This window comes from Curvibacter gracilis ATCC BAA-807 (assembly GCF_000518645.1).
Classification (GTDB): Bacteria; Pseudomonadota; Gammaproteobacteria; order Burkholderiales; family Burkholderiaceae_C; genus Curvibacter; species Curvibacter gracilis.
The window spans coordinates 390,314-409,729 of sequence record NZ_JADZ01000006.1; the positions used below are offsets into that span (position 1 = coordinate 390,314).

Annotated in this window: 14 protein-coding genes; 9 read left to right on the forward strand and 5 right to left on the reverse strand. The window is 68.5% G+C overall.

The annotated features are described in order from the left end of the window. Nucleotides 1-15: 15 nt before the first annotated feature. From L880_RS0106420 to L880_RS0106445, 6 genes are all read left to right on the forward strand, one after another. Nucleotides 16-1,959, forward strand: coding sequence for an ABC transporter permease (locus tag L880_RS0106420; RefSeq protein ID WP_027474969.1), 1,944 nt, complete (start codon nt 16-18; stop codon nt 1,957-1,959). Next, nucleotides 1,956-2,729: an ABC transporter ATP-binding protein gene (locus L880_RS0106425; protein WP_019573599.1), complete on the forward strand. Its 774-nt coding sequence runs from the start codon at nt 1,956-1,958 to the stop codon at nt 2,727-2,729. The genes L880_RS0106420 and L880_RS0106425 overlap by 4 nt, the downstream gene beginning before the upstream one ends. Then, nucleotides 2,726-3,475 carry an ABC transporter ATP-binding protein gene (locus tag L880_RS0106430; RefSeq protein ID WP_019573598.1) on the forward strand — a complete coding sequence of 250 codons (750 nt, stop codon included), beginning with the start codon at nt 2,726-2,728 and terminating at the stop codon, nt 3,473-3,475. The genes L880_RS0106425 and L880_RS0106430 overlap by 4 nt, the downstream gene beginning before the upstream one ends. A 107-nt stretch (nt 3,476-3,582) precedes the next feature. Next, complete coding sequence (gene pncA / locus L880_RS0106435) at nt 3,583-4,320, forward strand: bifunctional nicotinamidase/pyrazinamidase (RefSeq protein WP_245573580.1); 738 nt, start codon at nt 3,583-3,585, stop codon at nt 4,318-4,320. A gap of 127 nt (nt 4,321-4,447) precedes the next feature. Next, entirely contained in the window at nt 4,448-4,939 is a 492-nt protein-coding gene (locus L880_RS0106440) for a (2Fe-2S)-binding protein (protein ID WP_027474971.1), read from the forward strand. A gap of 20 nt (nt 4,940-4,959) precedes the next feature. Then, entirely contained in the window at nt 4,960-8,673 is a 3,714-nt protein-coding gene (locus tag L880_RS0106445; protein ID WP_027474972.1) for a molybdopterin cofactor-binding domain-containing protein, read from the forward strand. A 4-nt stretch (nt 8,674-8,677) separates the two neighbouring features. On the opposite strand, the gene L880_RS0106450 is transcribed toward L880_RS0106445, so the two are convergent. From L880_RS0106450 to acpA, 4 genes are all read right to left on the reverse strand, one after another. After that, the gene (locus L880_RS0106450; RefSeq protein ID WP_027474973.1) at nt 8,678-10,315 is read right to left on the reverse strand and encodes a caspase family protein; all 1,638 of its coding nucleotides are present in this window, start codon (nt 10,313-10,315) and stop codon (nt 8,678-8,680) included. A gap of 33 nt (nt 10,316-10,348) precedes the next feature. Then, nucleotides 10,349-12,043, reverse strand: a complete 1,695-nt coding sequence (locus L880_RS34270) for a caspase family protein (RefSeq protein ID WP_051443113.1) — start codon at nt 12,041-12,043, stop codon at nt 10,349-10,351. 48 nt (nt 12,044-12,091) lie between these two features. Then, on the reverse strand, nt 12,092-12,580 hold the full coding sequence (locus tag L880_RS0106460) for a hypothetical protein (protein ID WP_027474974.1): 489 nt from the start codon (nt 12,578-12,580) through the stop codon (nt 12,092-12,094). 209 nt (nt 12,581-12,789) lie between these two features. Beyond that, nucleotides 12,790-14,472 carry an acid phosphatase gene (gene acpA / locus L880_RS0106465; protein WP_027474975.1) on the reverse strand — a complete coding sequence of 561 codons (1,683 nt, stop codon included), beginning with the start codon at nt 14,470-14,472 and terminating at the stop codon, nt 12,790-12,792. A gap of 215 nt (nt 14,473-14,687) precedes the next feature. Between acpA and L880_RS0106470 the strand changes: the two genes are divergently transcribed. Next, nucleotides 14,688-15,950, forward strand: coding sequence for a cytochrome-c peroxidase (locus L880_RS0106470; RefSeq protein WP_425389171.1), 1,263 nt, complete (start codon nt 14,688-14,690; stop codon nt 15,948-15,950). A gap of 447 nt (nt 15,951-16,397) precedes the next feature. Here the strand turns inward: L880_RS0106470 and L880_RS0106475 are convergent, their stop codons facing one another. Continuing rightward, nucleotides 16,398-17,981 carry a YifB family Mg chelatase-like AAA ATPase gene (locus tag L880_RS0106475; RefSeq protein ID WP_027474977.1) on the reverse strand — a complete coding sequence of 528 codons (1,584 nt, stop codon included), beginning with the start codon at nt 17,979-17,981 and terminating at the stop codon, nt 16,398-16,400. A 240-nt stretch (nt 17,982-18,221) separates the two neighbouring features. On the opposite strand from L880_RS0106475, the gene L880_RS0106480 reads away from it, so the two are divergent. Beyond that, the gene (locus L880_RS0106480; protein ID WP_027474978.1) at nt 18,222-19,013 is read left to right on the forward strand and encodes a TorF family putative porin; all 792 of its coding nucleotides are present in this window, start codon (nt 18,222-18,224) and stop codon (nt 19,011-19,013) included. A gap of 28 nt (nt 19,014-19,041) precedes the next feature. Continuing rightward, on the forward strand, nt 19,042-19,380 hold the full coding sequence (gene glnK / locus L880_RS0106485; protein ID WP_019573583.1) for a P-II family nitrogen regulator: 339 nt from the start codon (nt 19,042-19,044) through the stop codon (nt 19,378-19,380). The last annotated feature ends 36 nt before the right edge of the window (nt 19,381-19,416 follow it).

Genomic DNA, 19,416 nt, shown 5'->3' on the forward strand with positions numbered 1-19,416 from the left:
CCTGAGGGTTTTGGCATGGGCTTTTCGAGTTTCGTGGTGCAGCTGCTCAACGGTCTGGCGGGGGCGTCCTCGCTGTTCCTGGTGGCTGCAGGTTTGTCGCTGATCTTCGGGGTCACGCGCATCGTCAATTTTGCGCACGGCTCCTTCTTCATGCTGGGCATCTACCTGGCCTACAGCCTGGTGGGGGCGCTGGGCAACAGCCTGGGCTTCTGGCCGGCCCTGTTGCTGGCGGCGCTGGGGGCCGGCCTGATCGGCGCGGCGGTCGAGATGCTGCTGCTGCGCCGCATCTACAAGGCGCCCGAGCTGTTCCAGCTGCTGGCCACCTTTGCCTTGGTGCTGGTCATCAAGGATGCCGCGCTGTGGATCTGGGGCCCCGAAGAGCTGCTGGGCCCGCGGGCCCCGGGCCTGGCCGGCTCGGTGGGCATCCTGGGGCGCAACTTCCCGGCCTATGACCTGTTCCTGATCGTGGTCGGCCCGGTGGTGCTGGGCGCGCTCACCCTGCTGCTCACCCGCACCCGCTGGGGCACCCTGGTGCGCGCCGCCACGCAAGACCGCGAGATGGTCAGCGCCCTGGGCGTGAACCAGGCTTGGCTGTTCACGGCCGTGTTCGCCCTCGGGGCCCTGTTGGCCGGCCTGGGCGGCGCCCTGCAATTGCCGCGCGAGCCCGCCACCCTGGAGATGGACCTCAACACCATCGGCGCCGCTTTCGTGGTGGTGGTGGTGGGTGGCATGGGCTCGATCCCGGGCGCCTACGCCGCCGCCTTGCTGATCGCCGAGATCAAGGCCGTGTGCATCTGGCTGGGCGTGGTCGAGCTGTTCGGCTACAGCGTGTCGTTTTCCAAGCTCACCCTGGTGGTCGAGTTCCTGGTCATGGCCGTGGTGCTGGTGGTGCGCCCCTGGGGCCTGATGGGCAAGCCCCAGGCCACCAGCCGCAACGTGGGCCTGCCCGAAGCCCCGCTGCGTCACCCCGGCACCTGGTTCAAGGTGGGCGGTGTCTTGCTGATGGCCCTGCTGGTGCTGCTGCCCTGGCTCACCGCCGATTCGCCCTACCTGTCGGTGCTGGCCATCGACCTGATGATCGCGGCCCTGTTCGCGGCCAGCCTGCACTTCATCATGGGGCCGGCCGGCATGCACTCGTTCGGCCACGCCGCCTACTTCGGCATCGGGGCCTATGCCGCCGCGCTGCTGGTGCGCAGCGCCGGCCTGCCCATGGAGCTGACCCTGCTGCTGGCGCCCCTGGTAGCGGCGGCCGGGGCCTTTCTGTATGGCTGGTTCTGCGTGCGCCTGTCGGGCGTCTACCTGGCCATGCTGACCCTGGCCTTTGCCCAGATCACCTGGGCCATCTGCTACCAGTGGGATGGTTTCACCGGCGGCAGCAACGGCCTCACCGGGGTGTGGCCGGCCGAGTGGCTGTCTGACAAGACCCACTACTACTACCTGACCCTGGCGCTGGTCACCGCCGGTGTGCTGCTGCTGCGCCGCGTGCTGTTCTCGCCCTTCGGCTATGCCTTGCGCGCCGGGCGCGACTCGGCCCTGCGGGCCGACGCCATCGGCATCGACGTCAAGCGCATGCAGTGGGTGGCCTTCATCATCGCCGGGGGCTTTGCCGGCCTGGGCGGGGCGCTGTTCGCCTTCTCCAAGGGCAGCATCTCGCCCGAGAGCCTGGCCGTGGGCAAATCGGTCGATGGTCTGGTGATGGTCTTGCTGGGCGGGTTGCAGACCCTGTCGGGCCCGGTGGTGGGCGCCGTCACCTTCACCTGGCTGCACGACACCGTGGCGCGCAACACCGACTACTGGCGCGCCATGCTGGGCGGCATCATCTTGCTGCTGGTGCTGCTGTTCCCGCAGGGCATCGCGGGCTCGATCAAGCACGCGGTGGAGCATTGGCGTGAGGGGCGCAAGCCTCGCAGCCCGAGCAACGCCGCAAGCCCTGTTTCTGCATCCAAGGAGGCCGCATGAGTCTGCTCAAAGTGTCCGGCCTGGGCAAGGCCTTTGGCGGCGTCAAGGCCGTGGACGGCATCCATTTCGAACTGGCCGCCGGCGAGTTGCTGGCCCTGATCGGCCCCAACGGGGCCGGCAAGTCCACCACCTTCAACATGGTCAACGGCCAGTTGCCGGCCGACAGTGGCTCCATCGTGCTCGACGGCCACGAGCTGGTGGGCCGCAAGCCGCGCGACATCTGGCGCCTGGGCGTGGGCCGCACCTTCCAGATCGCCGAGACCTTTGCCTCGCTCACCGTGGTCGAGAACGTGCAGATGGCCTTGATCTCGGTGGACGACCGGCTGTTCTCCTTCTGGCGCAAGGCCTCGGACCACCAACGCGACGAGGCCCTGGCCCTGCTCGATCAGGTGGGCATGAAGGCGCAGGCCGACCGGCCCTGCAGCGAGCTGGCCTATGGCGACGTCAAGCGCGTCGAGCTGGCGATCGCCATGGCCAACTCGCCCAAGCTGCTGCTGATGGACGAGCCCACCGCCGGCATGGCACCCAAGGAGCGCAATGACCTGATGGCCCTGACCAAGCAGTTGGTGATCGACCGCGGCATGGCCGTGCTGTTCACCGAGCACAGCATGGACGTGGTGTTCGCCTACGCCGACCGCATGATCGTGCTGGCCCGCGGCCGCCTGATCGCCGAGGGCAAACCCCTCGAACTGCGCGACCACCCCAAGGTGCAGGAGGTGTACTTCGGCTCCGGCAAGACCTTCGAAAAGAAAGAGACGGCATCGGCATGAGCCAGAGCAGCATCTCCACCCCCGCGACGCTGTTGCAGGCCCGGGGCCTGGCCGCCTGGTATGGCGCCGCGCAGATCCTCTACGACATCGACCTTGACGTGAAGCGCGGCGAGGTGGTGGCCCTGATGGGCCGCAACGGGGCCGGCAAATCGACCACCCTCAAGGCCTTGATGGGCATGCTGGCCAAGCGCCGCGGCCAGATCGAGTTCCTGGGCCAGGACATCTCGCGCAGCGAGCCCCATGTGGCGGCCCGCCTGGGCTTGGGCTTTGTGCCCGAGGACCGGCGCGTGTTCACCGACCTCAGCGTGACCGAGAACCTGGAGGTGGGGCGCCAGCCGCCGCGCCGTTGGCCCGACGGCAGTGCCGCCCCCGAGTGGACGCCCGAGCGCCTGTACACCCTGTTCCCCAACCTGGGCGAGATGCGCCAGCGCGCCGGCGGCCGCATGAGCGGCGGCGAGCAGCAGATGCTGACCGTTGCTCGCACCCTGATGGGCAACCCCTACCTGGTGCTGCTCGACGAGCCCAGCGAAGGCGTGGCCCCGGTCATCGTCGAGCAGATGGCGCACATGATCCTCGAGCTCAAGGCCCAGGGCGTGAGCATCCTGCTGTCCGAGCAGAACATGCACTTTGCCGAGCTGGTCTCCGACCGCGCCTATGTGCTTGAAAAAGGCCAGATCCGCTACCAGGCTTCGATGGCCGAGCTGGCCGCCAACGAAGAGGTGCGTCGGGCCTACCTCAGTGTGTAAAAGCCCGCGGGGCGGCACGGCTCCTGCTTGCCCTTGTGTTCGTGCTTTTGCTTGTGCTTGTGCCGTGTGTTGTTGTCACCTTCATCCCAACCCCCAGGAGTGATGCCATGTCTTCTCAATCTTCGATGTCTCAACGCCGCCAGTTCCTTCAATCTGCTGCCCTGCTCGGGCTGGCGGGTGCGGGCCTGACGCAACGCGCCTTCGCGGCGGCCATCAAGCCCGGTGCCGACAGCGCCCTGATCGTGGTCGATGTGCAGAACTGCTTTGTGCCCGGTGGCACGCTGCCCGTGGCCAAGGGCGATGAGGTGGTGCCCGTGATCAACCGCATCGCCCCCGCCTTCGAGAACGTGGTGGTCACGCAAGATTGGCACACCCAGGCCCATGCCTCGTTTGCCAGCAGCTACCCCGGCAAAAAGCCTTTTGAAACCACCAAGCTGAGCTATGGCCAGCAGGTGCTGTGGCCCGACCATTGCGTGCAAGGCACCGACGACGCCGCGCTGCACAAGGACCTCAAGGTGCCGCAGGCCCAGATCATCCTGCGCAAGGGCTTCCACCAGCACGTCGACAGCTACTCGGCCTTCGAAGAGGCCGACCGCAAGACCGCCACCGGTCTGGCCGGCTACCTCAAGGCCCGCGGCATCAAGACCGTGTTCGTGACCGGCCTGGCCACCGACTTCTGCGTGGCCTGGACTGCCCTCGACGCGCGCCGCCTGGGCTTCAACACCTATGTGATCGAAGACGCCTGCCGCGGCATCGACCTCAATGGCTCGCTCGAGGCCGCCTGGAAGCAGATGAGCGCCAAGGGCGTCAAGCGCATCCAGTCCAGCGACCTGGCCCTGGCCTGACCTGCTGAAAACCCCCTGTGCCGACCGGCCTTGCCCGGTCACACTGGACAGCCGTGCGTTTTCGGTTCAGTGAACACTGAATGAAATCGACGTTCGTCCTTCTCCTGCACCGCTTGTCAGATTCGCCATGCCCACCCCCAACCTTGAGGTCAACGGCCAGGCCGTGACCCTGCCCGACTCGGCCCAGGCCACCCTGCTGCACGTGCTGCGCAACGACCTGGGTCTGAACGGGCCCAAGTACGGCTGTGGCCTGGGGCAATGCGGGGCCTGCACCGTGTGGGTGGACGGCGTGCCGGCGCGGGCCTGCGTGATCCCGGCCCAAGGGGTGGCCGGGCGCTGCATCACCACGCTCGAAGGCCTGGCCGGCTTGTCGGCCCAGCCCGGCCTGCACCCGGTGCAGCAGGCCTTCATCGACGAGCAGGCCGCCCAATGCGGCTACTGCCTCAACGGCATGGTGATGATGGCGGCGGCCCTGCTGGTGCGCGATCCCGAGCCCAGCGAGGCCGCGATCCGGCGCGAGCTCTCGCGCAACCTGTGCCGTTGCGGCACCCATGTCGAGATCGTGCGCGCCGTGCAGCGTGCCGCCGTGCTGCTGCGTGGCGCAGGGGAGGGCGCATGAGCCAATCCACGATCCAGCCCATGATCCAGCCCACGATCCGGCGTGCCGAGATCCCCCAGCACCGCGCCGACTACTTTGCGGCCCAGGGCGTGCTGCTGGTCTGGCGCGATCCGCCCCCGCCGCCCATCCCCACCCCGGGCCAGCCCATGGCCGTGCCCAGCAACCCTGCCGAAGGCCCCGAGCTCCTGCTGGCCGTGTGGGACGACGGCTCGGTCACCGCGCTCAACGGCCACGTCGACCTGGGCACCGGCATCCGCACGGCGCTGGCGCAGATCGTGGCCGAAGAGCTCGATGTTCCCCTTGCCGCCGTGCACATGGTGCTGGGCGACACCACGCGCGCGCCCAACCAGGGCGCCACCATCGCCAGCGCCACGCTGCAGATCCATGCCCAGCCGCTGCGCCTGGCCGCCGCCCAGGCCCGCCATTGGCTGCTGGCCGAGGCCGCGGCCCAAGCGGGCTGCCCGCCCGAATCCCTCACCCTGCGCGACGGTCTGTTGCAAGGGCCCGGGCTCGCCGAGGCCTGGCCCCTGGGCCGGCTGTTGCAAGGCCGCCAGGCCTCCTTGCGACTCGACCCGGCCACCGCCACCAAGCCGGCCGCCGATTACCGGCTGGTCGGCCAATCCGTGCCGCGCGTGGACATCCCGGCCAAGGTCCGGGGCGAAGGGGATTTCGTCCACGACTTCCGCCTGCCCGGCATGCTGCACGGGCGAGTCGTCCGTCCGCCCTATGCCGGGGCCGACCATGGCGACTTCATCGGCAACACGCTGGAGTCCGTCGACGAGGCCTCGGTGGCCCACATCCCCGGTCTGCGGGCGGTGGTGGTGATCCGCGATTTCGTGGGCGTGGTGGCCGAGCGCGAGGAGCATGCCGAGCAGGCCCTGCGCGAGCTGCGCGTGCGCTGGAAGCCCTGGCCCGGCCTGCCCGACCTGGGCCAGCCCGAGGCCGTGCAGCAGGCGCTGCGCGACAACCCCGCCACCCAGCGCCGCCTGGTCGATGAGGGCGACGTGGACGCCGCCCTGGCGCAGGCCGCCCAGCCCATGCCGCGCACCTATGTCTGGCCCTACCAGCTGCATGCCTCGCTGGGCCCTTCGTGCGCGGTGGCCCATTGGCAGCAACAGGATCAAAACCCCCGGCTGGCCGTGTGGGCCGGCACCCAGAACCCGCATGTGCTGCGCGCCGATCTGGCCCGGCTGATGGGCCTGCCCGATGTGGCCATCGACCTGGTGCGGCTGGAGGCCTCGGGCTGCTACGGCCGCAACGGCGCCGACGACGTGGCCGCCGATGCGGCCCTGCTGTCGCGGGCCGTGGGCGCGCCGGTGCGCGTGCAGCTCACCCGCGAGCAGGAGCACCTGTGGGAGCCCAAGGGCACGGCCCAGCTCATGCAGGTGCGCGGGGGGCTGAACGCCGACGGCTCGGTGGCCGGCTACGACTTCGAAACCTCCTACCCCAGCAACGGCGCGCCCACGCTGGCCCTGCTGCTCACCCGCAGCATCGAGCCGGTGGCACAGGCCTACGAGATGGGCGACCGCACGGCCCGCCCGCCCTACGACTACGACAACCTGCGCGTGGCGGTGAACGACATGCCGCCCGTGATCCGCGCCTCGTGGCTGCGCGGCGTGTCGGCCCTGCCCAACTCCTTTGCCCACGAGAGCTACATCGACGAGCTGGCCACCGCGGCCGGTGTCGACCCGGTGGCCTTCCGCCTGCAGCACCTGAGCGACCCGCGCGCCATCGAACTGGTGCAGGCCACGGCGCAAAAAGCCGGCTGGCAGCCCCACACCGCCCCGCGCCTGCAGGCCGACCCCGAGCAGCCCGACTGGCTGCACGGCCAGGGCTTTGCCTACGCGCGCTATGTGCACAGCAAATGGCCCGGCTTCGGCGCCGCCTGGGCCGCCTGGGTGGCTGATGTGGACGTCAACCGCAAGACGGGCGAGGTGCATGTGCGCCGCGTGGTGGTGGGGCACGACGCGGGCCTCATGGTCAACCCCGCCGGCATCGAGCGCCAGGTGCATGGCAACGTGGTGCAGACCACCAGCCGGGCCCTCAAGGAGCAACTGCAGTTCGAGACCCCGACCGCCCCGCTGACCGGGCCAACACTTGCGCCGGCACCCGTGCTCTCCAGCCGCGACTGGGGCAGTTACCCCATCTTGAGCTTCCGCGAGGTGCCGGTGGTCGAGATCGTGCACATGCCGCGCCCCGGCGAGCCAGCACTGGGCGCGGGCGAGTCGTCCTCGGTGCCCGGCACGGCGGCCATCGCCAACGCCATCTTCGACGCCACCGGCGTGCGCTTCCGCGCGCCGCCTTTCACGCCCGAGGTGGTGCGCGCCGCGCTGAATCCCTTGCCCCCCGCCGCCCAGGGCGCAGACGCCGAAGCACCGCCCCAGGCCTTGCCGGCGCCCGTGCCCGCCGGCCTGCCGCCGGACGCGCTGCTGCCGCGCCAGCGCCGCCCCTGGGCCCGTGTCGGGGCGCTGCTGGCGGCGGGCGTTGGCATCGGCCTCGGTGTGCTGGGCTGGCGCCCCGCCATCGCGCCGGTTCAGAGCGCGGGCGGGGCATCGGTCTACAACGCCGCCACGCTGGAGCGTGGGCGGCTGTTGGCCGCAGCCGGCGACTGCGCGGTGTGCCACACCGCGCCCGGCGGGGCCGTCAACGCGGGCGGCCGCGCCATGGACACGCCCTTTGGCCGCCTCTACACCAGCAACCTCACGCCCGACCCCGAGACCGGTCTGGGCCGCTGGTCCTTCAGCGCCTTCCAGCGCGCCATGCGCGAGGGCCTGTCGCGCGACGGCCATCATCTGTACCCGGCCTTCCCCTACACCGCCTTCGCCAAGATGAGCGATGACGACCTCACCGCGCTCTACGCCTGGCTGATGTCGCAGCCCCCGGTGCGGGCCGAGACCCCGGCGCCCGAGATGCGCTTTCCCTTCAACCAGCGCTGGCTCATGGCGGGCTGGAACGCGCTCTACCACGACCCCCGGCCCTGGACCCCCGAGACCGGCCAGAGCCCCGAGTGGAACCGGGGCGCCTACCTGGTGCAGGGCCTGGGCCACTGCGGCGCCTGCCACACCCCGCGCAACGCGCTGGGCGCCGAGCAGGGCGGGGCGGCATTTTTATCCGGCGCGCTGATCGATGGCTGGGAGGCCCCGGCCCTCACCGGCCTGTCGCGCGCCCCCGTGCCCTGGACGGCCCAGGCCCTGTACCACTACCTGCGCCACGGCCACAGCGCCCAGCACGGCGCCGCCCTGGGCCCCATGGCCCCGGTGGTGCGCGAGCTGCAAGCCCTGCCCGACAGCGACATCCGTGCCATGGCCACCTACCTGGCCAGCTTCAACCTCTCCGTGCCCGATGCCCCCGAACAGGCGGCCCGACAGGTCGCCACCGCTGCCGCCCAGGCCCCCGCCCCGGGCCGCGTGCAGCGCCTGTTCGAAGGCGCCTGCGCCGCCTGCCACCACGACGGCGACGGCCCGCGCCTGCTGGGCGCCAACGTGCCCCTGGCCCTGAGCAGCAAGCTGCACAGCGAACACCCCGACAACCTGCTGCGCACCCTGCTGCACGGCGTGCGCGAGCCCGCCACGGCCGAGCTGGGCTTCATGCCCGCCTTCGACCAGGCCCTGAGCGACACCCAGCTCGTCGAGCTGGCCGGCTGGATGCGCCAGCGCTACGCCCCTGGCCAGCCCGCCTGGGCGGATCTGCCGGGGGCGCTGGCGCGGCTGAGGGCGGCGCCTGGGCATCCGTGACGGCTCAAGGCTTCTCCTCCACCGTCACCAGCACCGCCCCATAGGCATCCGAGCAGGCCTGGCCGGCCTGAGGCCGGCAGGCCCCTGCGGCGGCATGGCCCAGCAGGGCCCCCAGGCGGGCGCGGCCCTGCAGGTCATTGAGGCTGCGGGCAAAGGGGCTGCCGGGGTCTTTGGGCAGGGCTTTCCAGTGGCGTGGGGCGTCGGCCACCATCACCAGCAGGGTGTCGGTGCCGGCCGGACCGGCGGCCTTCACGGGCCAGTTTGGGCGGGGCAGCAGCAGCTGCTGGTCTTTCTCGATCCGGTTGTTGCTGTCGAGCTCGTTGGGGAACAGCAGGGTCAGTGACTGGTTGTCCGAACCCGCCAGCGCCACATAGACGTAGCCGCTGCGGTCGGACAGCACGGCCAGGTCCAGTGCGTCCTGGCCGATGCGCAGGGTGCCTTGTCCGAGGCGGGCCCGCACCTGGCGCTTGCCGTCGCGCTGTTCATACAGCTGGGCCAGCGCCTGGGCGCCGGTCAGGCGGACGGGGGCCGCGACCGGTGTCTGGGGCGGCGCCAGGGCGGCCGGGGGGAGTGCCGGGGTGGCCGCGGGCGGCGTCACGGGCGGGGTCTGAGCCACCGCATTGAGCACCCCGGTGGTGGGGGCACCGGGCACCTGCTGGGTGGGCAGGGCCTGGCTGAACCAGGCAGGCACGAACTTGCGGTTGCCCGACAGCAGCAGATGGTGCGGGGTGAACAGGCTGTCGTTCTTCAGGCGCTGGTTGATCTTGCTCTGGGCGCATTGCTGGATCTCGTCCATGCTGATGGCACCTGAGCCGTCGAGGTCGACCGCCTCGCGCAGCAGACAGTCGCGCACGAACTGGGTGGCCAGGCCGCCTTTCTTCTGGTCTTCCAGGCTGACCTCATCGGGCCGGGCCGCCGACAGGAACACCACGTCCTGCGGCAGGGCGCCCTGTGCGGTGGCCTCGTCGAGCAGGCTGCGCGTGCGCACATTGCTCGGCCGGGCGCAGCTCTCGCTGGTCTCGGCGAAACGGCCTCGCAGGGTGTTCTCCCCCGCAACCTCGCCCCGGTCCCCGCCCGTGCTGCGGGGCTTGGGCAACTGGCTCAGCAGGCCGCCGGAGTGGCAGGCGTCGTACATCACGAACAACTTGTCGGTCTTGCGCACGATGGGTTGCAGCAGCTGGGCCATCTCCTTGTGCAGCACGATGCCTTTCCAGGTGCCGCCGTCATGGGTGGACAAGGCCTCGGCGCAGCCACCGGTCTCGGGATCGGGGAAGCGGGTGCCGTGGCCCGAGTAGTGCACGAACACCCGATCGCCGTCCTGCACCCGGGTGTTGAGGGCCGCGAGGGCCCGGCGGATGTTGTCGCCGGTGGCCTGCTCGTCTTGCAGGTAGGTGATGTTGCTGTCGGGCACCTGCATGGCGCGGGCGATCTCGGTGGCCGATTTGCGGTCTTCGGCCGCCCCCGGCAGTGGCGACATGCGGGGGTCGGCAAAGCGGCTGATCGAGATGATCAGGGCGTGGCGGCTGCTGTTGCCGGCCAGGGCCCGAGGCTGTGCGGGCACCGTCTCGGACCCGGCATGGCCCAAGGGCAGCAGCGAGGCCAGCAGGCAGGCCCAAAGAGAAGGCAGTCTTCGAGGGGGCATGGGGTTTCCTTGGGCGGGCGCCCGGGCCGGGGGTCAGCGTTTGTCCGCCGTCTGGGCGCCGGCGATCTCGTAGCTGGTCAGCTCATTGCGCTTGAGCGTGGGCGCGTCTTTGCCCGAGCGCCAGGTTTCATCAAGCGCCACGTAGTAATGCAGTGACGGCACATACCAGTAGACGATTTCCTGGTGGGCTTGCCAGCTGTCGTTGCCATTGGTCTGGGTGCCTGTCACCGTGGCCACGCGCTCCACGCGGAATGCCGTGAACTCGCCCGCGGGCACCTTGATGCGTTCCTGACCCTTGACCTTGAGCGTGCCCTTGAACACCTGCTCGAACTCCTTGCCATCGGAGCGCCGCGAGCGCTCCTGGTAGCTGAAATCCTCCTGGTGGCCGGTCTCCATCTTTTTCGGGAACAGCACCTCCACCTCGGAGTAGACGCGGCTCGGAAAGCGGTTGTTGGTCAGCTGCCGCAGGTTGCCGTTGGGGCTCATCACGGTGGAGCCGCTCAGCAGGTCGCCATTGGGCAGGATGCGGCTGATCCGGCGGTTCCAGTTGGAGATCACCTCGCCCTTGTACTTGTCGATCTGCTGGTAGCTCCAGCGGTCGCCGACACTGAAGCCGAAGGGGTTGGCGCCGACCGCCAGGGAGGCTGGCTGGGCTGGCGGGGAGGGCTGGGTTGGCGGGGCTGTTGGGGCTGTTGGGGCTGTTGGGGGCGGTGCGGCGATCGCCGTTGGCGCTGGCGGGTTCTGTTTCAACCGGGCCAGGGCCTCGGCCGCGTGCACGCTGTTGGGAAAGCGGGCCACAAAGGTCTTCAGGTCCAGCGCATCGCCCGAGGCCCTCACCAGGGCCCACATCGATTCTTCCAGTGCGGCGTTGGCCGAGGGGGCGGTGTCGCTGGGGGCCGTGAAGTAGAAGTCGCCTTCCAGCGAAGTGGCTTCCCAGGGCACCTGCTTGTCTTTGGATTCACGACGCACGGCCGATCGCACGCGTTTGAACACGTCTTCGACCTTGGCACCGGGCTCTCGCATGGCGCTCAACAGGTGGTGGGTGTAGAGGCCGTTGCTGCCGCGACCGTCGCTGGCGACCGAACCCGGGGCGGTGGCAAACGCCACCAGGGTGCCCACCGGCGCGTCCATCTGGGCCAGGCCCTGCTGCGAGCTGCGGAAGCTGCGGGCAAACGGGTTGTTGCGGCACGCATCCAGAATCATGATGTTGGTGCCGTTGCCGGCGGCCTCCATCTTGTCCAGGACGGCCTGGGCATCCACCGCCTGGTAGGCCACCTCGTCTTCGCGCTGGATCACGCTGTTCACCGGGATCAGGTAATTGCGGCCCTTGATCTGCATGCCGTGGCCGGCGTAATAGAACACCCCGACCCCACCCTTGCGCAACTGGTCGCCAAAGCGGCGGATGCTGGTCAGCATGCCCTGGATGTCGGTGTCCACCTGCAGCGTGACGGCAAAGCCCGACTCCTTGAGGGCCTGGGCCATGGCCCGCGCATCGTTGGGCGGGTTGTTCAGGGGCGCGTCGCGGTAGGCCCCATTGCCGATCACCAGGGCCACCCGTTGCGAGGCGGTGGCCACCGCCGCCGCAGGTGCACCGATGACCAGGTTGCGCTCGTCCTTGTCCCGGGCCGCCAGCGCCGGCCCTGCGAGGGCGCCGACCAGTGCCAGGCCCATGGCCAGGCTTGTGCTCACCCGGGCCGCCGTTGCCGCGATCGAAGTGTCTTTTTTCATGTCTGTTGTTCTGATGGCTTGTCTCTGCCTGGGGCAAGGTGACTGGCCTCAAGGCCTCTTCGTTGTCCTCTCGAACACCACGCGCTCGATGAACACCTCGCCGCCCGCAGTCTTGTTCAGCACCAGCCTGGCCTGGTGGCCGCCCGCCGCCTGCAACACCTGGGAGTCTTTGATTTCGCCCCAGGTCTTGAGCGCTGACCACAGCCCGCTGACCAGGCCCAGCAGCAGCGCCGGGTTGCGTGGCGTCACATCACCGGGCGGGGGCGAGACGTCGAGGCGCCCACCGGACTGCTCGATCGCGGTCAGCCATTTCTGCAGTCGCACCGGCACATCGTTGGGCGTGACCTTGCCGTAGAAGCTCACCCCGACCTCGGCCTGGTCGGCTTGGAGGGCCTCGGCCAGCTCCTTGTCGAAGCGCGGCAGGTCCAGAAAGGGGATGGCGGGCCTGGCCACCGCGGAGGCCTCGGTCTGAGCCACGGCCTGTCCCAGGCCGCCCAGCAGGGCAGCAGCCACGATGACGGGTAGAAAGATTCGCATAGCCTCTGATTCTGCAACAGCGTCGCCGCCAGCAGCAGGATGTCAGGGGACGGTGCTTGGAATTGCGGCCGCTGGCCCGGCATGGAGGGGCTGCACCGTGGGGGATCCTTCTTGCAGCAGACGCTCAAGAAGAAGCAGAAGAGGGAACAAGGCAAAGGGCCGGCCCCTTGTCGGAGGCCGGCCCTTTGCAGGCGAGAGCCGCGAGCCGATCAGTTCAGCTGCAGCGCATTCGTCAGGTCACCCATGACGGAGGCGCCATTGGCCTTCAGGGCGGCGTCGCGCGAGGCCAGGCCGGGCAGGGTGTCCAGGCCGAAGGTGCGGGTGATCAGGCGCAGCACCGAGGCGGTGTCGTACTGGGTGTGGTCCACGGTGCCCTTCTTGGCCAGGGGCGAGATCACCAGGGCCGGGATGCGGGTGCCGGGGCCGATCAGGTCGCCCTTGGGCGGGGCCACGTGGTCCCAGGTGCCGCCGAACTCGTCATAGGTCACCACCACCACCATGTTGTTCCACTGCGGGCTGGCCTGCAGTTTGGTGATCAGGTCGGCGATCTTGCTGTCGGCGTCCTTGATGTTGGCGTAGCCCGGGTGTTGGTTGTACAGGCCTTCGGGCTTGTAGAAGGTCACGGCGGGCAGGGTGCCGGCGGCGGCGTCGGCCACCAGGTCGTTGTAGTCCTTCAGGTGGTTGGTGCGGTAGGCGGCGCCGGTCACCGGGTCGGCCTTGGCGTAGTAGTTGAAGGGCTGGTGGTGCGGCTGGAAGTCCATGTTGGCCGTGGTGGCCACGCCAAAGCTGTTGCCGGCGTAGATCACCGAGCGGGGGGCGGTCGGGTCTTGCACACCGTCGGCCAGGGCGCTGTTCCAGGCGCCGCTGTACCACTTCCAGCTCACGTTCTTGGCATCCAGCAGGTCGCCGATGTTCGTGGCGGTCTGCGGCGGCAGGGTGGTGGCCTTGGTGGCGTTGGCGTACAGGGCGTTGCTGCCGGTCACGTTGGCGGGGGCGTTGCCGCTGGGCTGGTAGGCCGGTTGCATGGTGTTCACGGCGTAGAACTTGCCGTCACCAAAGTAGTTGGCGGGCGTGATGTTGCCGCTCAGCACATAGCTGGGCGCGCCGTCCAGGGCCGAGGCTGGGCTGGTCGACTTGGTGGTCAGCGTGGAGGTGTACTTGCCGCTGGCGTCCTTGTTCAGCACCGCGATGGTGGGGGCGGCGGCGGCGGTGTCGGCGTTCGGGTACTCGGGGGCGCAGGCGCACACCAGGTACTGGTGGTTCAGGAAGGAGCCACCGAAGGCGCCCTGGAAGAAGTTGTCGGCCAGCACGTATTGCTGGGCCAGCTTGTACATGGCGCTGCCGCTGGTGTCGAAACGGCCCATGGTCAGGCCGCCCGCGTCGGACCAGGCGGCAAACATGTCGTTGGCGCCGCCGTTGATCTGCATCTGGTTCTCGAAGAAGCGGTGGTACAGGTCACGTGTCACGGTGGCCGTGGTCAGCACGGCGTTCGAGGCGGCCTGGAAGGCGGTTTCGATCGAGAACGGGGCGTTGGGCAGGCCTGCGCTTTGCGCCTGGGTCACCACCGGGGTCACGCCGCCGGCGGTCACACCGCCCCAGGTCTGGGGCAGGGTGGCCAGCACGTTGCCGTTGCGGTCTTTTTGCGGCACGTAGGCCGAGGTCAGCTTGCCATTGGCGTCGTACAGGCTGCTGATGCCGTTGGCGCCAGGGAAGTTGCCATACAGGCCGTCGAACGAGCGGTTTTCGGCATAGATGACGACCACGTTCTTCACCTTGGAGCGCAAGGCAGTGGTGGTGTCGACGCTGTCGTCGTTGCAGGCGCTCAGCGCGAGGGCGGCCAGCACGGTCAGGGGAAAGACAGCAAGGCCTTTCAGCGAGGGACGGTTTTTCATGGTGGAGTGATCCCGGTGGTTGGAAAGATGGGCAAGCCAGTGTTCCGAGCCGCTGTGACAGACCGTTTACATACCTCCGATCAGGCTTTTCTTTACCCAGTCTTTGCAATCGAAGCATGGGTGCTCGACCCGGTAGACGGTCAGGTGCCGGGCTGTCATCGCATTGCCATCAGGCGGCGGTACAAGGGCGGCCTCTGATGTTGAAAGCCGCGCCCGTGAGTCGTCTGTCTTCTGCTTTTTCTGCCGCCGTGCTGTCGTGGTGTGTGGTGGCCGGCCCGGTGTGGGCCGGGTCGCCACCGCCCGCTCAACCGGCGCAACCCGCCCAGCCCTTCTATGCCACCCGCTTCGAGCGCCAGCCCAAGCCGGCGGAGCTGACCGAGCTGGGGCGGCGCCTGTTCAACGAGCCGGCGCTGTCGGCCTCGGGCCGCATGAGCTGTGCCTCGTGCCACAGCCCGCAACATGCGTACGGGCCGGCCAATGCCTTGTCGGTGCAGTTGGGCGGGCCCGATGGGCGCCTGCAGGGCTTGCGTGCCGTGCCTTCATTGCGTTACCGGCAGGCCACGCCGCCTTTCAGCGAGCATTTCAATGACAGCGATGGCAACGACAGCATCGACCAGGGCCCCACCGGGGGGCGCACCTGGGACGGGCGCGCCAATTCGGCGCATGAGCAGGCCGAGATGCCCTTGCTGTCGCCGCTGGAGATGGCCAATCGCAGCCCGGCGGACGTGATTGCACGGCTGGCGGCCTCGCCCAGCGCCGGTGCTTTTCGCACCACCTTCGGGCCCCAGGCGCTGAGCCAGCCCGACACGGCCTGGAAAGGCCTGCTCTGGGCGCTGGAGGTGTTCCAGCAGAGCCCGGCTGATTTCTACCCCTACAACAGCCGTTACGACGCCTTTTTGCGCGGCCAGGCGCAGCTCAATGCGGCCGAGCGCCGTGGCATGGCGGTGTTCAATGACCCCAACAAAGGCAATTGCCTGCAGTGCCACCCGGGCGCGGTCAAGCGCGGCGCCTTTCCCGAGTTCACCGACCACGGCCTGATCGCGCTGGGCGTGCCGCGCAACAAGGCCATCACTGCCAATGCCGATCCGGCCTGGTTCGACCTGGGCCTCTGCGGCCCCCTGCGCACCGACCTGAAGGACCACCCCGAGTACTGTGGTCTGTTCAAGACCCCCAGCCTGCGCAACGTGGCCGTGCGCCAGGCCTTTTTCCACAACGGGGTCTACCACCGGCTGGAGGATGCGGTGCGCTTCTATGCCGAGCGCGACACCCGGCCTGAGCGGGTCTTCCCGCGCGGTCGCGATGGCCGCGTCAAAAAGTACGACGATCTGCCGGCCAAGTACCCATCCAATGTGAACACCGAGGCCCCCTTCGGCACCGACCCTGGCGGTCGGGCCCGCCTCAGCGAGGCCGATGTGCGCGATCTGGTGGCTTTCTTGCGCACCTTGACCGACAGCGATCTGCCGGCGGCACGGCGCTGAAGCCGGCGTTCCGTGCGGTTTGCGTCGATCTGGACACGTTCTCAGGCGCGGGCCGGGCTGGGCGTTCTGACCCCCAGCACTTTGCAAAGCGCCCGCTCTATCTCGGCCAGGTCATCGTTGGCCATGTCGGTGACGTAGCTAGGCGGGGCTTGGCGATGGACAGCACGGACGGTTATGGGGCAGCGCCTGCTCGATTCGCAAGGGCTTTGTGATATCCAGGACTTTCGCCGTGTTGGGAGGGCGGGAGAGGGCATTCCGTGGGGCAAAAGGCAAGACGTGACCCCCGGAGTTCAAGCGTGGGCTAAAGGTGCCGCTCAGCATCCTGCCATTGGTGCAGGAGTCACTGTGCCCTATGCCCGCTTGGCCAACATCACCTGCGGGAGGCTCAGGGCCACCCTGTGATTCAGGCCGTTGTGGAAGAAGTTCGAGGGCGTGGTGCCCGGCGCCTCAGCGCCGCACCACCAGGGGCCGGTACTGCGCGGCTTCGGCCAGGTGTTCGGCCTGCACGGTGTCCGAGTCGGCCAGGTCGGCCACGCTGCGGGCCACGCGCAGCACCCGGTGCACGCCGCGGGCCGACCAGGCCCATTGGCGGCTCATGGCCTGCAGCAGGCCGGCCACGCCCTCGCCCAGCTGCAGGTGCTTGTCCAGGGCCTGGCCTTGCAGATCGCGGTTGGGGCCGCCCTGGCGCCGCAGGGCGCGGGCCCGGGCGCGCGCCACACGCTCGCGCAGCTCGGCGCTGTCGGTGGTGAGCGGGCTGGGTGATGTGGGTGATGTGGGTGAGGGGGGGCTCATGCCGGGCAGCAACTCCAGGGCCGGCACGGCCGTCACCTCCAGGTGCAGGTCGATGCGGTCGAGCAGGGGGCCGCTGAGCCGGCCCTGGTAGCGCGCGATCTGCTCGGGCGAGCAGCGGCAGGCGCGCACGGTCGAGCCGTGGTAGCCGCAGGGGCAGGGGTTCATCGCACCCAGTAATAAGAAGCGGGCCGGGAAGTTGGCCCGTCGCCCGGCCCGAGAGATGGTGATTTCGCCGGTTTCCAGCGGCTCGCGCAGGGCCTCGAGGGCGGCACGGGGAAATTCGGGCATCTCATCGAGGAACAGCACGCCGTGGTGCGCCAGCGAGATTTCGCCGGGGCGCGGCGGCGAGCCACCCCCCACCAGGGCCACGGCGCTGGCCGTGTGGTGCGGCTGGCGGGTGGGGCGCCGGCCCCAGTCGCTGATGTTGAAGCGCCCCTCCAGGCTGGCCACGGCCGCGCTTTCCAGGGCCTCGTCCAGGCTCATCTCGGGCAGCAGGCCGGCAAAACGCTGGGCCAGCATCGACTTGCCCGAGCCCGGTGGGCCGCTCATCAGCAGGCTGTGGTGGCCGGCTGCGGCGATTTCCAGTGCGCGCTTGGCGGCGGCCTGGCCCCGCACCTCGCTGAGGTCCGGGCCGGTGAAGGCCGGGCTGCGGGCGGGCGCATGCACCCGCACCAGGCCGGTGCCAGGTTCGGGATCAGCTGCCGGGCCTTCGCTGGGTGTCCAGGCAAAGGCCTGCACCACATCCAGCAGGTGGTTGGCGCGCCAGACTGGCATGTCGGGCACCAGGGCGGCCTCTTCGGCGCTGCCGGGGGGCAGCACCAGTTGCACCGGCTGGCCGCCCTGGCGGTGCAGGGCCAGGCTCATGGCCAGTGCCCCGCTGACCGGGCGCAGCTCGCCAGACAGCGACAACTCGCCCGCGAACTCGTGGCCAGCCAGGCGGGCCGGGTCGATCTGTTCGCTGGCCGCCAGCAGGCCCAGGGCGATGGGCAGGTCAAAGCGGCCCGAATCCTTGGGCAGGTCGGCCGGCGCCAGATTGACGGTGATGCGCTTGTTGTGCGGGAACTCCAGACCGGCGTTCTGCAGCGCCGAGCGCACGCGCTCGCGCGCCTCCTTGACCTCGACCTCGGCCAAGCCCACCAGGGTGAAGCTGGGCAGGCCGTTGGCCAGATGCACCTCAACGGTCACCGGCAAGGCCTCGAAACCGAGCAAAACACGGCTTTGCACCAAAGAAAGACCCATTTTCATGCGCTCCTGTTCATCTGGTCACCAGAAGAGTGCATTGGGAGGCCGATCGGCGTAGGCTGCACGTGTTTGCACCAATTAGGTGCTTCTCTAACAAGTTTGAAACAAAAAACAGTGCGCTCTTCCTGGGCGTTCCGCTGGTGGCAACGGGGATTTGCGCAAAGGGCGGTAAAAGTTGGCACACAACCTGCATAAGTGCAGCGTCAACCCGATGATTTTTTTTAACAGGAGAACTCCGTGAAATTCGACGTCAAAAAAACAATGATCCTGGCTGCTCTGACCCTGGCTGCCTCGTCCTCGTTTGCCCAGACTGCTGCCCCGGCTGAAGCTCCGGCCGCCGCACCTGAAAACACGCTGGCCTTCAATGCCAGCCTGGCCTCCGAATACCGCTACCGCGGCATTTCGCAGTCGCGCTTCCTGCCGGCTGTGCAAGGCGGCGTCGATTTCACCCACACCAGCGGCTTCTACGTCGGTGCCTGGGCTTCCACCATCAAGTGGATCAAGGACGGCGGCACCGTGGCCGGCGTCAATGCCAAGGGCCCGGTCGAGCTCGACCTGTACGGCGGCTACCGCGGTGAAGTGGTCAAGGATGTGGCCTACGACGTGGGCTACCTGCGCTACGAATACGTGGGCAACAGCTACAAGAACGTGTCTGGCGTCAATGCCAACACCGATGAAATCTATGGCGCCCTGACCTACAGCGTGGTCACCGCCAAGTATTCGCACAGCGTGTCTGATCTGTTCGGCACCCCCAACAGCAAGAACAGCGGCTACCTCGACGTGTCGGCCACCTTCGACCTGGGCAATGGCCTGAGCCTGGTGCCTCACGTGGGCCGTCAACTGGTCAAGAACAACGGTCTGTACAGCTACACCGATTACGCCCTGACCCTGAACAAGGACCTGGGCAATGGTTTCGTCGTGTCGGGCGCCGTGCTCGGTACGGACGCCAAGAGCGGCGCTTATGTGTCCCCGTCCAACAAGAACCTCGGTCGTGACGGTGTGGTCCTGAGCGTCAAGTACAACTTCTGATCAGCGGCCCTGGCCCCTAGGAGAACGCATGAAACTCGTAACTGCCATCATCAAACCCTTCAAGCTGGACGAAGTGCGTGAAGCACTGTCCGCCATGGGTGTGCAAGGCATCACCGTCACGGAAGTGAAGGGCTTCGGTCGCCAGAAGGGCCACACCGAGCTCTACCGCGGCGCCGAATATGTCGTCGACTTCCTGCCCAAGGTGAAGATCGAAGCGGCTGTGGCCGACGACCTGGTCGAACGCGTCATCGAAGCTGTCGAGTCCGCAGCCCGCACCGGCAAGATCGGCGACGGGAAGATCTTTGTGTACGACCTCGAGCAGGTGGTCCGCATCCGTACCGGCGAGACCGGTAAAGAGGCCCTGTAAACGAGCCCTCGGTCACGTCCGAAAGAAAGTCACAAC